The sequence below is a fragment of the Microcoleus sp. Pol8_D6 genome (genome assembly GCF_036700965.1).
Taxonomy (GTDB): domain Bacteria; phylum Cyanobacteriota; class Cyanobacteriia; order Cyanobacteriales; family Microcoleaceae; genus Microcoleus.
Map to the genome: position 1 here is coordinate 1 of NZ_JAUBPW010000033.1, position 14,950 is coordinate 14,950.

Here is a 14,950-nt window from a genome sequence, read left to right on the forward strand (position 1 = left end):
AAAACTCTTGGAATTGGGAGTGAAATTATGTTCAACTAAGCAAATCAAAAATTATTTTGCTCACTGCTGTTACTGTACCTCTTAGTCACGCAAAGTGCTGTATCAAGGTCTTTAATTGTTTTCATTGTTTTTACCTCACTTTTGGACGGGATAACAACTTGTTAATCTGGGGAAAGTTTCACCTGAGCGGACGATCCAAGCTGCTATAATCAGAGATTCACCTACTTCGGTTTTCAGCAAGAATTTCATGTTATAATGTTTTCCGTATTCATTGTTTTTTTGAATAACAACATCTTCGTTGATAGCAGCTTCTTTTAAAGCCTGTTTGAGCATTTCAGCATTTTCTAGGGTAATGCCTAACTTACTGGCAAACAAAATAGCTTTATTTTTTCTTTCTTGGTGATTCAGATTTAGAGAATATTCTTCTATTTTATTGCCTAGATCTGCTAGATGACCATTGGGCAGTTTCACTATTAATAACTTTTTTTGAAGGACAAAATAGAATATTAGTCGGCTACAATAATCGACTTTTACTCAAATGTCAATTATATCGTCTTTGAGCTGGGTGGCTGGTTTATCAACATTATTGATGGGTGGCAAAATGGATCGGTGAATCTGCCCTTCCTTTCAATGCCCAATGCCCAATCCCCGATGCCCAATTCTCAATGCCAATAAAAAAGCCAGGGATGGATCTCCCCAGCTCGAAACATAGCACAATTAGTTTTGAGAGTTGGTAGGGCGATGTTTCAGAATCGACCCCACCCACTTTTACCCAAATTAAATCAGGGTAATGTCAGAAGCCGTAATGCCCGGTCTGCCATTCAGAATTGCCAGCGTAACTACTCCGCCAGCAGTACCAAAACCGTTAGAGTCATATCCTAGTCGTCCAGTTTCATTTTCATAAAAGACGAACGGCTCTGTCGCGCCCGCCCCGGCTGGACCAAAACTGCCGTTGTAAGTCCCACTCTCAAGCGGCAAGAACGCCTTCGAAGAAATTCGATTCGTATTATCCAGTACCCTCAAGTTGGGGAAGCCGTTGGAGCCATTGATTTGGAAGATAAACTTGTCTTGGCCACTCGTAAAATCGCCGATTTGGTCTGTGTCAGTACCCACGGCGCCCTCGCCGAAGTTGTTGTAGTAGAAGCTGTCATTACCCGATCCGCCAATCAGCGTGTCAGCACCAGGCCCCCCGCCGAGAGAGTCGTTACCGTCGCCGCCGATCAAATAGTCTTTTCCAAAGCCGCCCAGCATGGTGTCGTTCCCGCCACCGCCATTTAAGGTATCGTCCCCGGCTCCTCCGAGGGAGTCGGTAGCATTGAATGAGTCGCCGAACAGGATGTCATCCCCGTTACCAGTAGTGATCACATCAGTGCCGTTGCCACCAATAATGAAGTTGCTGCCTAAGGTATCGCTAATCAAGTTTGGCGCTGTAAGACCGGTAAAGCTGACGCCGCTAGCGTAGGAGATGAAGTCGTTACCCGCAACGTTGCCAATCACGCGATCGCGATTGCTGCCAAAGATGATGGTGTCACTTCCCTCGCCACCGTTCATGAGGTTGGTGACGGTGAAGCTGCTGCCAGTAGTAGGATTGGTGTAGCCAATTAACAGATCGCCGCCCAGACCGCCTTCGAGAGTAATCAAAGCAGTACCAGTACCAGCAAAAATGGCCTTGGTAGCATCGATAGTATCGTTGCCATCTCCACCGGCTGCGTTAGTAAAGGTACCGCTCAGGCTGTCGTTGCCTTCACCGCCGACCATTGTATCCGTCGCAAAAGCTGCAACGATCGTGTCATTGCCTACTCCGCCGTCGAGCAAGTTGCGACCCGCGAAGCCGGGAAATGAACTCTGGGCGCCTCCGCTCAAAGTTAGATTCGATACCCTGGATGACTCGATGAAGTCGTCGCCTGCACCTCCCAAAGCGGTATCCTGCGTGGCAAAAACCCTGATCGTGTCGTTGCCGTCGCCGCCCTCAAAGAAGTTTCTGCCGGCTTCAAACTCGCCGATCGCCCCGGTGATAGAATCGTTGCCGCCACCACCAATCAAGGTGGTTCTCTCAATGCCGATCGTAATGACGCTGCCCTGAGCAAACGGGCTTGTCTGGGTACGGTTGGTAATGAATAAGATGTCGTCGTCCAGATCGCCCGACAGGTAGCTGTTGCTGGCCACACCTCTTAGGGTGTCATTGCCTTTACCGCCAAAGAGACTGTCTCTTACATTGATACCTACAACCAAGTCGTCGCCCAAATCACCCCGCAAGTAGTTGCTGCCTTCATTGCCAGCGAAGCCTCCGGTTAGGGGAAGACCGAGGTTGTTGCCACCGCCTGCGATGAAGAAGCCGATCGAGTCATTGTCCTTACCGCCGTAGAGGGAATCTGCTCTCTGCGCCCCTCCCAGCATCGTATCTGCGCCCTCATTACCAAACATGAGGTTAGCTTCGACAGTACCTTGGATCAAGTCTTCTCCCAAACCGCCGTACAGGCTAGCGCGGGCTTCAGCGATCATGGTGTCATTGCCTGCATCGCCAAACAGCAAAGCCGGAGTCCGCTGAGATCTGATTGAATCTTCGTCCTCGCCGCCGTATATGGTATCGTTCGGGCCAACTGAAATCAGAGTATCGTTATCGCCTTGGCCAAATATTAAGCTGCCGCCCAGGGTGGAAGTTCTAACGAAATCCGCCCCGGCTCCGGCGAATACTGTATCCGGGCCTAGCCCCGGAAGGTTTAAATCTAGTTGATTAGAATTGTCATCTAACGTTGTCATAAAGCTTCACTCCTCTACTTGTTGGTCATCGCTGGTGCGACTACAGACACTGCCTAGAACACCGAATGTTTGGATTCCGCTGTAGTTTAACCTGTTTGCCAGCCGCAAGTCTAGCCTACTGGCGTTAACCCTGTCTAGACTTTCTCCCTCGCGGATTTTTTGCTTGTAAGCTTTTATTTTCAAAGTCTTCACCCTTTAATAATCCTGGTGCACTGTCTCAGGTGCTCACGCTCCATAAGACGCGGCTCATATTCTTAATGTTCCATTCTGGGTTTGCGGTCGGGGATCGCGTCCGGGGGAGGAAATTAAAGATTAAAAAAGGCAGATCTGGGTGATCGGGAAGACAAGGAAAATTGGGAGATTTTTACTTGGTAACAAGGCTTTGTGGCAATTTCCGGTTTTCCAGGCAGGGCCGTCATTTAATAATTCTGGCCCGGATTGAACTCGGTACCGCTCCGGGCTTTAAAAGTCTACGCCCCGCTTTAGTTCTACGCCCCGATCGCCGTAGTGTTTGTGACAGTATACCTCGGAGTGTACGCTTGCCAAGTCAAAGTAAGCGTGGGGTTTGTGGCAGCGCCCGGTGATAATGATTTCTGTATCCCGCGGCTTGCGTAGCAGGGCTTCGACGATCGGCTCTACCGGCAGCAGTTCTAAGTCTACTGTGGGATTGAGTTCGTCGAGAATAATCGTTTTGTACCAGCCGCTGGCGATCGCACATTTGGCGATTTCCCAGCCGCGTTCTGCTTCGATGCAGTCTAGCTCTTGCTGTTGCCCCCGCCAAACTATAGCATCTCGGCCACACCGCTGGTGATCTACTAGCTGCGGGTAGCTTTGGCGCAAAGCTGCGATCGCCGCATCTTCTGTATAACCCGTGCCACCTTTGAGCCATTGCACGATTAACACCCGGTGAGATTGGTCTTGACTGATACCCCTACCTATTGCCTGCAAAGCTTTGCCCAAAGCGCTCGTAGACTTGCCTTTCCCCGCTCCAGTGTATATTTCGATACCTGAAATATGATGCTCTGTCGCTGCGGGGTGATAGTGGGGCTTCATTTCTGAGTGTAAGTCGGCAATCTCCAGCAAAGCTTCGGGGGCCGCTCGGCCTGTGGCGATGACTTCTAAATATTCTGGTTTGTTTTTGAGGGTTTGGACTACTTCGTCAACTGGCAGCAAACCCAAGTCCAATACGGGGTTTAGTTCGTCTAGTACCACGACGGAATAGAGCTCGCTGGCGATCGCTCCTTTGGCGATATCCCAGCCTCGCTGAGCTTCGGCGCGATCGAAGCGGGTGATTGCTTCGGCCCCAAAATATTCGGCTCTGCCGGTACGCACTTGGTCGATCAAATGGGGAAATGCCCGTTGCAAGGCTTCTATTGCCCCGTCTTCGTCGTAGGAGCGGCCGGGGCCTTTGAGAAAGCGCAGCAACAAAACTCGCGTGGGCGAGTCAGAATTGATACCCAGCCCGATCGACCGCAACACTACTCCCAAAGCTGCCTGAGACTTGCCTTTACCAGCGCCGTCGTAGACGTGAATCTGACCCGCGGCGCGTTCCGACCGGGATGAGGCTGTCCGAATACCAATGCCATTCCTTACCATAATCAGCAGTTGTTTGAGTCTGTAGCGGGGTGGGTATTCGATCGCGCGCCTTGAATGTTTAATTTTTCCATTCTTTTGGCGGATCTCAACAGATTATACGATAACTTCTAACCCCCAATCTTTTAAGCAGCGATCAAACGCAATCAGGTGCTCAAACCTCCGGTTAAGATTATTCCGTTTGTGCTGTACAATTAAAATTTAACACGGACTGATATACCTAAAGGCTTATGATTGCGAGTGTTTTCCCATTTCGGACTGTTTTGGTGCAAATTTTAATTATGTTTTTGGCGATCGCGATCGAATCGTGGTTTTTGCAAAAACTACTTAAACTCGGCCCCAAAACCAGCATTGAATATACAGCCATCCTCAATCTATCTTGTACTTGCGTAGGCTGGTTAGTTTTCTTCGGCATTGAAAGCGTTCTTAGCAAAGAATTGCGGGAACAGCTTATCGGTTATATTTTATTAGGACGTGGGGATAATGTTTACGCTCCAATAACTATGATAGCACTCTCAGTATTAGCAGTAACATTTGTAGCTAAATGGCAGGGATTAGAATTCATAGAAAACATGGTTTCCGGCAATAAAAAAGCTTCCAAACCTCAGTTTTTAGGGCCACCAACCCTCACCCGCCGTCCTCCCAAAAAAACTTTTCAAGTAACTACCCAGTTTGGGGGAATTTTAATCGCCCACACTGTTAGCAATCTCGTTATTTTAACCGTGTTGTTTTTACAAAGCGTCTATTGAAATTTATGATGAAGCAATTTTTTGATGCCACTCAGCAACTCACTAAGCTGACGAACAACCTTTGGGAAACCAATAAAAAAATCCAAAAGGCGATGATTCCGCCTAAAGTTGTTCACTGGAAGACTCCTTTACTACTCAGCATCTTTTTAGCTTTGCTGACAGTGGCCGCAGTCACTGACTGGCGGACGAGAACTCTGCTTTTTGACATGAGCTGGTTATTATTTACACTTTCAATGGGTTTGCTGACCAGCCAGCAACCTTTTGTGATAAAAGGAGTAAGTCTGAGTCCGTGGGTGACAAGCATCTTAATTGGCTTGTGGTTACTGATAAGATTACCGTCGGATAGGAAGGAAATAGCATGGATATCCGGCCCACTTATAGCAGTAGCAGTTCTTGCTACAATAGAGATTTGGAATAGCGAGTCAAAACGGGAAGGTATCAGGTCGTTGGTGCGCCCTCAGTTTTTGATGATTACTCTAGTTCACCTGCTGTTTTCCTGTTGGTTTGCTTTTCACTTTTTAATTCAAGGTTGGATACAACAGTATCCGAGCGTTTTATCTCAAGATTTGAGGCAAAGCGATTATGTGGTGACATTTCAACAGCCAACTATTAATCGCTCCCGAGGAGTTGTCATCCTCAATGAAATGGAGCGATACCTGCGAAATGAAGCGGGCACAAAACCGTGGGCGCAAGTAGAGCAAATGTTAATAGATATTGACAACGAGCGATTTTTTCTGCGGAATCAAGCCTTAAAAACAACTGGGGTAGTCGCAGAAGATTCGAGGTGGGATGTCAAAACTTCGATCGTCCAAGGAGATTCCCGCTATCAGTTAGAGATGCAGGCAACTTGGCTGGGGCTGGTTTTTAGACCGGAAATATATTCGTTTACCAAATCTTGCGAGGTGTTCAATATAGGCAATAGGGCGACTGTAACCTGCGATGCGATCAAACGCTCTCAACCCGGACAGAAAAAAGATGGAACGGCGGGGGACAGCCAAGTTTGATTCTTTCTCTGTTAACTAATTGCGAGCGGTATAGCGGGAGAGTAGGAGAGTCTAAGAGTGGGAGCTTCTGAGAGGCGGAGATGGAAAAAATCCTCTTTCTTCCCTCTTCCCTCTTCCCTCTTCCTTACACTAAAGTATGGCGAAAGTTTCCAGTGGGTTAATAACTAGATGAATTTGAGAAGAATCTTGACAGTCGCGACCAATGTATTTTGGGAAGTAATTCGCGATCGCATCCTTTACTTAATTATTATTTTTGCTCTGTTGATGGGCGCCTCGGTACGGTTGATACCGGAATTGGCGGCGACAACCGAAAAGAAAATTATCTTAGATATCGGTTTAGCTGCTATGAGCATTCTCGGTCTAATTGCCACAGTTTTTGTGGCTACCGGATTGGTCAACAAAGAAATTGAAAAGCGCACTGTTTATCTGTTAGTTGCTAAGCCGATAAGTCGGGCTGAGTTAATTGTGGGCAAGCACTTAGGGCTGTCGGCGGTGCTGGCGGTGCTTGTAGGGGCAATGACGGTTATCTATCTGGCTATTCTGAGTTTGAGCCGCATTCCTTTCCCTTTGGAAAGCATTTTAATCGCTTCGTTGTGTGTCTGGTTTGAGCTGTGTCTGATGGCTGGTGTCGGGATTTTATTTGGGGTTTTTAGCAGTTCGCTGTTGGCAACTTTACTGACATTTGGCGTTTATTTGATGGGACATTCGACGCGGGATTTAGTGGCTTTGGGCAAGTTAACTAAAAATCCTGGCATTGAACAATTGATGATGGGACTTTATTTGGTTTTGCCGGATTTAGCCAGATTCAATTTGAGAAACGATGCTGTTTACGGACAAGTTCCTTACTTGGCAGGTTTGATTACAGATGCTGGCTACGGTTTGCTGTATGTGGTGCTGCTGCTGTCAATTGCGATCGCCATATTTTCCCGCCGGGAATTTTAAAGCGCGCATTCCGCACCTTGAGGGTAATGGTTTGTAGTGAAGACTAAAATCCTCACTACAAAGAATTTTATTATCGACTTAGAGCGCTAAGATATAGAGAGGGTTATCGCTCGCCAATTTCGACTAAAACTCAAACTTTTATTGGTAAAATGAGGTGACTTATGACTACTATAATTCATAAACCGATATCCCCGCTCAAGATTACTTGGCCACTGCTACCCGATGATTTCATCCTACCAGACGACCCTGTAGACGATATAGACCATCCCTTGCTAGCTAACGGTTTGCGCCAGTCTGTATTGGATTCCCCGGAACTAATGCAAGACGCACTAATAGTTTCTAATTTTGCTTTGTGTGCTGCTGTGGACGATCGCACTATTTGCAAAGCCCCAGACTGGATGTACGTGCAGCCGGTTCAAAAGAGGCCTCACAACTATCCCCGCCGCAGTTACACGCCTCATACCGAAGGAATAGTCCCTTTTGTAGTGATGGAATTTCTATCAGCTACTTACGGCGACGAATACTCTGTCAAACACACAGAAGAAATCGGCAAGTGGTTTTTTTACGAACAAGTAATCAAAGTTCCTCGCTATGTCATTTTTCGACCGCATACAGGCAGAATAGAAGTTTATGCGCTTGAATCCGAGCGTTATGAAAATCAAAATCCTGATGAAAACGGCCGTTATTTAATACCTGGATTAAATCTATTTTTGGGAGTGTGGCAGGGAACTCGCGAAGGTAGAACAGGATATTGCCTGCGCTGGTGGACGGAGGGCGGAAAACTGCTTTTGTGGCCGGAAGAAAGGGCAGAAAATGAACGCCAGCGAGCCGATCGCCAACAGCAAGACAAAGAGTTAGTCTAAACGCTGCTGGAACAGGAAAGACAGCGAAATCAAGAGCTTTTGGCTCGATTGGCAGCCCTCGGTCTCGATCCCGAATAGCATGAGAAGTCTGAGGGAAGTCGGAAGAATGAACAGGTTCGATGGAAGAAGAGAACCCGATAGAAATATGCTTTCTTCATCCTTCTTTCTTGAGTTTACTGTCTTACTTATATGTTGGTAAAACAAGGTAAAATTATGTTAATAGAAAAACTCGAAGAATTAAAAAATATTTTCGCACAAATGGAACGGGCTTTGATTGCCTACTCCGGCGGAATTGACAGCACTTTGGTAGCCAAGATCGCTTTTGACGTGTTGGGCGACCGCGCTTTGGCAGTGACGGCTGTTTCGCCGTCTTTACTGCCCGAGGATTTAGAAGATGCGCGCATTCAAGCAGCAGAAATTGGCATTGCCCATCAGGAAGTAGAAACTCAGGAAATGGGAAATCCCAATTACACTTCTAACCCAGTTAACCGCTGCTATTTCTGCAAAAGCGAACTGCATGATACTTTGAAACCTCTAGCACTAGCAAAGGGTTATCCTTATGTGGTTGATGGGGTTAATGCTGACGATTTAAAGGATTACCGTCCCGGAATTCAGGCTGCGAAGGAACGCGGCGCGCGATCGCCTTTAGCAGAAGTAGGCATGAGTAAATTGGAAGTGCGGCAGTTGGCCAAAGAATTGGGTTTGCCTTGGTGGGACAAACCGGCTCAACCTTGTTTGAGTTCGCGCTTTCCTTACGGCGAAGAAATCACCGTTGGAAAGTTGCAAAGAGTGGGGCGCGCCGAACGGTATTTGCGCCAGTTGGGACTGAAAAATTTGCGAGTGCGATCGGACGGAGATACGGCCCGCATTGAGTTACCAGCAGAGGAGATTAAGCAGTTTGTGTTAAATGCGGATTTGCCTGCATTAGTCGCGGTGTTTCAAGAGTTTGGTTTTGTTTACGCGACTTTGGATTTGGAGGGGTTTCGCAGTGGCAAATTAAATCAGGTTTTGCAGCCGCAGTTGTTGCAGGCAAAAGGTTGATTAATTTTCCCGAATACAAAAAATTTCTCATGATTGATGTAGTTTGGGAAATGGACAAAGGGGAACCATGGCAATCGAACCTTTATAGTGGCGTTGCTTAATCAGGGTATGAAAAAAATAACTTTAAAATCCCAAAGCTTTGTGGATACTCGTTTCTATGACGGTCATATTTAGCGTTTCATACCGTAAATCAGCAACGCCTAGGATGTTTGCCGTAGATTTGGGATGTGCCATGTAATAGCAAATCCGGTTTTAATACCCTCTTTATTTCTTAATCCCCCTTGATATCATTTCCGGTTACACTCATACATGATGTTGACTGTTGACGGTTGACTGTTGACGCCGTGAACAGTCAACCGTCAACCGTCAACAGTCAACTCGAATTTACTATTCCGATGCTAACGGATTTGATATGACTCGGAATTCGTTTGACAAGCGAATTTCTTGATAGTACAATCCCCCGAATTTATCCGTGGCGTCAATCCAAAATCTAAACTCTAAAATCTAAAATCGAATGACTCTATGCAGCGGTTTCAACCGCCGAGTCATAAAGAGGGTGGCTAACTTTCAACGCCCGATTCTTATCAAGGAGTAGTTGGCTGAATTTGCTGTGGCTGCATTTGCTGCTGCTGATTTTGGAGCTGAAGTTGCTGCTGCTGGATCTCAAGTTGCCGATTCTCAAGATCGATTTGTCGCTGTCTGTCTTCGAGTTGCAAGCGTCTGTCTTCAAGTTGCAGCAATCTGTCTTCAGCTTGCCGCTGTCTTTCTTCACGTTGTATGTCTCTTTCTAGCTGTCTGTCTTCACGTTGCTCTTGTCTGTCTTGACGTTGTTCGCGAATCTGTCTGAGCTGATTTCGCCGCTCGAAATCTCCTCCCAAAAATAAGTTTTGAAAAGCGTTGATAGTTGCTTGAAACCCAGTAAAAACGCCGCTAACAGCGCTGATCCCATTTGCAACTCCTGTTATTGGCTGCAAAAAACTGTTGATATTATCTCCTACCCTAGCATAGCCCGATCGCGCTACCAGAATCACATCGTCGTTCCGGAGAGTGGGGTTATTATTAGGATTCAACCCTTGAGCAAAATCCACCTCAATCGTGCGACGAGAAACAGTACCGTTGGGGTTCAAACGCAATAGTTCTACTCTGTCTTTTTTAGCCCGCAATTGATTGAAACTGCCTGCAGTCAGCAAAGCTTGGTGCAGGGATGTACTAGGCCGCACCTGCAAAGCCCCAGGCCTAATTACTTCTCCTACAATATTGATGCTAATCGCGTTCGGCGAAAAACTGCTATTTGCGACTTGAGAAACTTCAGCTAAGTCTACGGTAGCTGCTGTCGGGATAATTACGCTATCTCCTTCTTGCAGCAAAATATCTTGAGTTGCGTCGCCTTTTTGCAGCAAATCCCACAGATTTACCATGATAGTTTGTTCATTGCCACCTCTGACTCGGCGGCGGATTTGCACGCGGCGAATGTCAGCTTCTGTAGTGATACCACCAGCAATTTTCAATGCTCTAGTTATTGTTGGTAAGCCTACAACTGCTCCTTGCTGTTGGTCGATAGCTACAAAACTCAACTCTGTTTGTTGGTTGCTCGATCGCACATCCGAAGCAAATACAGTATAAGGCCCCGGCCGGTTTACTTCCCCGACAATTACCACACCAATTGGTTTAGTAATATCAGCGGAAAAATTAGCACTGGCTCTTTGACGAACTTCTTGAGTATTCAGGGCCCTTGCTGTCGGTACAAAAATTGTATCTCCATCTCGAATCGTGACATCTTGACGCAAATTTCCCGTGTCTAAAAAATCCTGCAAATCAACATTAGTAACTTGCTCCGGCCCACCTCTGTTGGAACGACGAATTTGGACATTTCGCATATCTCCTGCTGATGTCACCCCTTGTGCAAGTTGCAGCATTTCCATCAAAGTCGGGAATTTTACTCCTCCTCCTTCTCTAGTGGGATTAATCTTGTAGGAACCCGGGCGAGTAACTTCACCCGCAAGACCTATATTTAGGGGGCGAGCGACGATCACAGTCACGGTAACAACGGGAACATTGATGAAGGGTTCGTATCGCTGGGTAATCACATTAGCGGCTTGTTGCAGCGTCAACCCTTGAATTGAGACGCTGCGAATAATTGGCAAATTGAGCGTCCCATCAACTAACACTTGATATTCTCTGCTGAATTCAGGGACACCGAAGATATCTAAAGCAATGCGATCGCCCGGGCCTAAAGTATAAGCTGCTTCTGGTGTCAGCGAACCAGAATTGCCGATCGGCGGCAAACTCGAACCCGGAGGTGGCGGCGGTACTCTCGGTTGGTTTGGGTTCCTAGCGGGCGCAGGATTTCTGACGGCAGGTAACTGAGCTCTACTGGGCAGCGAACTCAATAGCACCAGGAGTGCTGACAAACTCAGACTTGTAGCGGTTTGAATGGTATGTTTCATCTTTCTTCCCTGGTTGCAGCCTGCCAATGAACAAGAGCAATTTAGCTAGTGGATTTTAGTTTATTTTCTCTGCTGTCCAGTGTAGCCTCGCTGTGCTGCAAAATCCACAGGTGCAAGCATAAAAATTGTGCGATCGTACTTAACTATTTTGTGCCTTGTTTGTAAAGAAAGTGTAAAGCCCGCCAACTGTTGTCAGGATTAATATCTCGTTTGAGCAAAATTATTCATACATAAGTCCGCATACAAATCAACCCGCCACAGAAAGGAGATAGGAAAAAACCACCCTGATTTGAGGTAAAATATTAGATAATTCTATCTGCAGGACAAAGACAAGTGTCACTAAAATTGGATAAAGTAATTCCCTGGGGGCGCTGCTTGGATGAATACATAGGAATGTTTAGCTTGACCTCAAGTGACCTCAAGCTAGCAATTCTTGATTGTGCGGGCGGCCCGGCGAGTTTCAATGCCGAAATGACTCGCCAAGGTAAAAAGGTAATTTCTTGCGATCCAGTTTATCAGTTTAGTGCGGTGGAAATTGGCGATCGCATCCAAGAAACATATCAAACTGTAATTGACGGTGTTAAAGCCAATTTAGATGGCTACCTGTGGAACAATTTTGAATCGCCGTACCAGCTAGGCGAAGTGCGAATGAAGGCGATGCAGGAATTTTTAGAAGATTTTCCATCAGGCTTACAGCAAGGTCGATACATTAATGCTGAGCTGCCAGTTTTGCCTTTCGAGAACGGTCAATTCGATTTAGCTTTGTGCAGCCATTTCTTATTTTCTTATTCTCACCTACTTTCCGAAGAATTTCATCTGGCATCAATTACAGAAATGTGTCGCGTGGCGAAGGAAGTCCGGGTATTCCCTCTATTGCAGAGTTTTAGCGGGGAGGAATCCGATCACTTAAACCCGATTATCACAGAATTGAAAAAGAGAAATTTTAGTGTAGAAATTCAAGAAGCTCCTTATGAGTTTCAAAAAGGCGGAAATAAGATGCTGCGAGTTAGCAAAAAAAGCTCAGCATAAAGCAAGCCTAACTTATTAGGCTGTTATGGAAACCAAATAACAGCCATTAATTCGCCAACTATTATCAAACTGTTTTTCCATGAGATAAATGGCTCGGATTGGGATGCCTTCCGAGTCCAGCAACAGCACCGGCTGAGCGGGAATTCCTTCTACAGTGGCGAGGTTTTCAAATAATACCGATCGCGGACGGTAGACAGCTTCATAGGCAATTTTTACCATCTGCATAAAGTTTTCTGCTGTGCGAAACTGCTGCTGAATGCCGGGAGTCGCGAAGGAAAAAGCCCCAGCAGCATCGTCTTTTTGAAATGCTTGCAGTTGCTGTTCTACGACTGAGCGAATGGTAGCGCGATCGCTGTCACTGATGACCATATTTTTAAGGATTTGTCAAGAGATGGGAGTGTCGAATAGTTACTATTATAGCGCTCCCACTTAAAGGCGATTTTGTGGCGGGATGGCTGGGAAGCTGTCAGGGCGAGAGAGGTTTATTCAAACCCCCAGCGGACTACAGACATTAGTGGTAAAATTGGTTAAAGACTTTAAGAATTGTCGAAATGTTAAGCAGCGCCGCATTGAGGAAAACAGGGTCGGGGTGGGAATTTGCAAATGAAGAAGCCTTAGAGGATTTTGTCGAAGTTCACTTGCAAAGTTTGCTCGGTTTGACAGTCATCAAGCGGCAATTCACTGTCAACGAGCAAAGATGCGATATTATAGCGGTGGACGAGAATAAACGGTTAGTTGTGGTGGAGTTGAAAAACGGCGAAGATAGATATGTCGTTCAGCAGTTAACCCGTTATTACGATGCTTTGTTGGAACACAAACCTTTTGCTGATCGCGTGGATTACCAGCGACCAGTTCGCTTAATAGCAATTGCGCCAAAATTTCACAGGGATAATTTTACAGACAGGAAGTATCACGGGCTATTTTTTCAGTTTTTGCAATTTGCTATCGTTCCTGACGGGGAAAAATTATATTTACAATTGAAAGATGTAGATGCCGAACATATTGCACGAGTAGAGATTACATATCGAGAACAATACAACAACGAAACTCTATCTGAACCGCCAAGGTTGCTTTTAAAATTTATCCAAGAATGTAATGAAACTGAACGCGAAGGAGTTTTGAGCGTTCGCAGACAGATTCTCGGCTGTGATAGACGGATCAAGGAACTTACTGATTCTAGTAGTATTAAGTATGGTTTCGGCAAAAATAAATTGATTGCTGAAGTTAGATTTGATGCCAGACGAAATAGCCCTGCAATGTTTTTATGGCTCCCACTTCCCAGAGGATACAACAATAATAAAATCCTAGCTAGAATGAGAATTTGGACGGATTGGGAAATAGTCACAGATACAGGTTATATTCGGAAGGGAATTGGCATAATGGTTAATGAGGATGAGTACAAACTAGGTAGGGTTTCTCCTTCAGCTAAGTTAATGCCTGATACCTCCTATAGGGCATTAGGTGCCAGGGAGAAATTTTTGAACGATCCAGCCTACAGAAAGAATTATGTTATGAATAATTTGGCATTTTATGTGAGCAAGTATGGACGAAACTACCGTCACGGTTCGCCCTTAGCGATGTCCATAACATACTATTTCAAGATAATTGGAAAAAGTGACGAAGCCACTTCTTTAGAAAGAATAGTTAATTTAGCTTTAGAATCAAGATTGGTAAAACTCTAAGGAAGAATTAACAAATCCGATGGCGCCCCATCACCCCTTACCCAATTCATCATCCATCTGCGTCTATCTGCGTGCATCTGCGGTTTAAAAAAATCTCATCAATAGATTCGCAACAAATCCAATTACCAAACTTTGATATAATCTTAAATCAAGAAGCCAAACTCAAACCAACTCATGCCACAAACAGTCTGGATCGCACGACACGGAAACCGCATCGACTTCGTTAACCGGGACTGGTTTCTCGCCGCAGAACGCCGCTACGATCCTCACCTTTCCGAAGACGGTCACGTTCAAGCCAAACAACTAGCCAATCGCCTCAAAGGTGAAGGAATTTCTCATATTTTTGCTTCCCCTTTTCTGCGAACTGTCCAAACAGCAAATCACGCGGCAGAAGCTCTCGATTTGTCAATTAAACTAGAGTGGGGATTGTGCGAATGGCTGAATCCGGAATGGATGACAGAAATGCCGGAAACTGAGTCCGTCGAAGCTTTGTGCAGGCGTTTTCCCAGGATTGATGATTCCTACAAAGGCGGTATTGCTAATTATCCCGAAACTGGGGAAGCTTGTCTCAAAAGGGCGGGGGAAACGGCTAAACGCCTCGTGGCTGAGTTTCCCGAGGATATGTTATTAGTAGGTCACGGTGCGTCGGTTTTAGGCACTGCGATCGGGCTGGCGGGCTGTGCAGAAACGGAAATTAACGCTTCTTTGTGCTGTTTGGTGAAAGTGGTGCGGGGTGAGGGAGAATGGTCGATCGCACTTAATGGCGATACTTCTCACCTGACTGACTCTGAAACCGTGATCCGCTTTAATTAAAGTTGAGATTCGTGCGAAAAACCGCAT

14 protein-coding genes are annotated in these 14,950 nt (G+C 46.1%); 8 read left to right on the plus strand and 6 right to left on the minus strand.

The window, feature by feature from the left end; all coding sequences use genetic code 11:
• Nucleotides 1-135: 135 nt before the first annotated feature.
• From QUA10_RS15015 to QUA10_RS15030, 4 genes are all read right to left on the minus strand, one after another.
• Nucleotides 136-471, minus strand: a complete 336-nt coding sequence (locus tag QUA10_RS15015; protein ID WP_333083314.1) for a DUF6883 domain-containing protein — start codon at nt 469-471, stop codon at nt 136-138.
• A gap of 306 nt (nt 472-777) precedes the next feature.
• Entirely contained in the window at nt 778-2,760 is a 1,983-nt protein-coding gene (locus QUA10_RS15020) for a calcium-binding protein (protein ID WP_333083315.1), read from the minus strand.
• 6 nt (nt 2,761-2,766) lie between these two features.
• Nucleotides 2,767-2,952, minus strand: a complete 186-nt coding sequence (locus tag QUA10_RS15025; protein WP_333086295.1) for a hypothetical protein — start codon at nt 2,950-2,952, stop codon at nt 2,767-2,769.
• A gap of 270 nt (nt 2,953-3,222) precedes the next feature.
• Nucleotides 3,223-4,356: a cob(I)yrinic acid a,c-diamide adenosyltransferase gene (locus QUA10_RS15030; protein ID WP_333083317.1), complete on the minus strand. Its 1,134-nt coding sequence runs from the start codon at nt 4,354-4,356 to the stop codon at nt 3,223-3,225.
• Between the two features lie 227 nt (nt 4,357-4,583).
• On the opposite strand from QUA10_RS15030, the gene fraC reads away from it, so the two are divergent.
• From fraC to larE, 5 genes are all read left to right on the plus strand, one after another.
• On the plus strand, nt 4,584-5,102 hold the full coding sequence (fraC, locus tag QUA10_RS15035; protein ID WP_333083319.1) for a filament integrity protein FraC: 519 nt from the start codon (nt 4,584-4,586) through the stop codon (nt 5,100-5,102).
• Between the two features lie 5 nt (nt 5,103-5,107).
• Nucleotides 5,108-6,106, plus strand: coding sequence for a DUF5357 family protein (locus tag QUA10_RS15040; RefSeq protein WP_333083320.1), 999 nt, complete (start codon nt 5,108-5,110; stop codon nt 6,104-6,106).
• 168 nt (nt 6,107-6,274) lie between these two features.
• A complete protein-coding gene (locus QUA10_RS15045) occupies nt 6,275-7,048 on the plus strand; it encodes an ABC transporter permease (protein WP_333083321.1) in 774 nt (257 codons plus the stop codon).
• Nucleotides 7,049-7,209: 161 nt separating this feature from the next.
• Entirely contained in the window at nt 7,210-7,911 is a 702-nt protein-coding gene (locus QUA10_RS15050; RefSeq protein ID WP_333083323.1) for a Uma2 family endonuclease, read from the plus strand.
• Between the two features lie 213 nt (nt 7,912-8,124).
• A complete protein-coding gene (gene larE / locus QUA10_RS15055; RefSeq protein ID WP_333083324.1) occupies nt 8,125-8,952 on the plus strand; it encodes an ATP-dependent sacrificial sulfur transferase LarE in 828 nt (275 codons plus the stop codon).
• A 584-nt stretch (nt 8,953-9,536) separates the two neighbouring features.
• Here the strand turns inward: larE and QUA10_RS15060 are convergent.
• A complete protein-coding gene (locus QUA10_RS15060) occupies nt 9,537-11,399 on the minus strand; it encodes a polysaccharide biosynthesis/export family protein (RefSeq protein WP_333083325.1) in 1,863 nt (620 codons plus the stop codon).
• A 333-nt stretch (nt 11,400-11,732) separates the two neighbouring features.
• On the opposite strand from QUA10_RS15060, the gene QUA10_RS15065 reads away from it, so the two are divergent.
• Nucleotides 11,733-12,428 (plus strand): class I SAM-dependent methyltransferase, encoded by a 696-nt coding sequence (locus tag QUA10_RS15065; protein WP_333083326.1) that lies wholly within the window; start codon nt 11,733-11,735, stop codon nt 12,426-12,428.
• A 15-nt stretch (nt 12,429-12,443) separates the two neighbouring features.
• On the opposite strand, the gene QUA10_RS15070 is transcribed toward QUA10_RS15065, so the two are convergent.
• Nucleotides 12,444-12,797 (minus strand): DUF4864 domain-containing protein, encoded by a 354-nt coding sequence (locus QUA10_RS15070; RefSeq protein WP_333083327.1) that lies wholly within the window; start codon nt 12,795-12,797, stop codon nt 12,444-12,446.
• A 182-nt stretch (nt 12,798-12,979) separates the two neighbouring features.
• Here QUA10_RS15070 and QUA10_RS15075 point away from each other — a divergent pair, with 182 nt between their 5' ends.
• Together QUA10_RS15075 and QUA10_RS15080 are read left to right on the plus strand one after the other, a co-directional pair.
• The gene (locus QUA10_RS15075; RefSeq protein ID WP_333083328.1) at nt 12,980-14,110 is read left to right on the plus strand and encodes an endonuclease NucS domain-containing protein; all 1,131 of its coding nucleotides are present in this window, start codon (nt 12,980-12,982) and stop codon (nt 14,108-14,110) included.
• Between the two features lie 174 nt (nt 14,111-14,284).
• On the plus strand, nt 14,285-14,923 hold the full coding sequence (locus QUA10_RS15080; protein WP_333083330.1) for a histidine phosphatase family protein: 639 nt from the start codon (nt 14,285-14,287) through the stop codon (nt 14,921-14,923).
• Nucleotides 14,924-14,950 lie beyond the last annotated feature (27 nt).

Coding starts and splice junctions, on each gene's coding strand:
- QUA10_RS15070 (WP_333083327.1), bottom strand. CDS start 12,797: ATGGTCATCAGTGACAGCGATCGCGCTACCATTCGCTCAGTCGTAGAA.
- QUA10_RS15050 (WP_333083323.1), top strand. CDS start 7,210: ATGACTACTATAATTCATAAACCGATATCCCCGCTCAAGATTACTTGG.
- QUA10_RS15075 (WP_333083328.1), top strand. CDS start 12,980: ATGTTAAGCAGCGCCGCATTGAGGAAAACAGGGTCGGGGTGGGAATTT.
- QUA10_RS15020 (WP_333083315.1), bottom strand. CDS start 2,760: ATGACAACGTTAGATGACAATTCTAATCAACTAGATTTAAACCTTCCG.
- larE (WP_333083324.1), top strand. CDS start 8,125: ATGTTAATAGAAAAACTCGAAGAATTAAAAAATATTTTCGCACAAATG.
- QUA10_RS15080 (WP_333083330.1), top strand. CDS start 14,285: ATGCCACAAACAGTCTGGATCGCACGACACGGAAACCGCATCGACTTC.
- QUA10_RS15060 (WP_333083325.1), bottom strand. CDS start 11,399: ATGAAACATACCATTCAAACCGCTACAAGTCTGAGTTTGTCAGCACTC.
- QUA10_RS15030 (WP_333083317.1), bottom strand. CDS start 4,356: ATGGTAAGGAATGGCATTGGTATTCGGACAGCCTCATCCCGGTCGGAA.
- QUA10_RS15045 (WP_333083321.1), top strand. CDS start 6,275: ATGAATTTGAGAAGAATCTTGACAGTCGCGACCAATGTATTTTGGGAA.
- QUA10_RS15040 (WP_333083320.1), top strand. CDS start 5,108: ATGATGAAGCAATTTTTTGATGCCACTCAGCAACTCACTAAGCTGACG.
- fraC (WP_333083319.1), top strand. CDS start 4,584: ATGATTGCGAGTGTTTTCCCATTTCGGACTGTTTTGGTGCAAATTTTA.